The sequence below is a fragment of the Streptococcus halitosis genome, assembly GCF_003143695.2.
GTDB lineage: Bacteria > Bacillota > Bacilli > Lactobacillales > Streptococcaceae > Streptococcus > Streptococcus halitosis.
On record NZ_QEMY02000017.1, the window covers coordinates 1 to 241 of the forward strand.

Consider the following 241-nt stretch of genomic DNA (forward strand, 5'->3'; position numbering starts at 1 on the left):
AGAAGATAAGTCAATCAAGGTTCCGAACAAGGCAGCTTACAAGGCAGATCTTCCAAACAAACCAGGCTTTACGAAAGACTCTAATGAAGTTCCAGTAACTCCACCGACTCCAGAAGAGCCAGAAATCAAGAAAGATGTGAACGGCAAAGAAGCTGAAACTCTTGACAAACGTGACCAAGTCTTCACTTACAACGTGAAAACAACAGTAGCGCAAGATGCGACAGCCTTCTCAGTCACAGAT

At 44.0% G+C, this 241-nt stretch carries 1 pseudogene; it reads left to right on the forward strand.

Annotated features, from left to right (window positions below):
• Positions 1 to 241 (forward strand): annotated as a pseudogene (locus DB729_RS09415) (hypothetical protein); the annotation flags it as partial.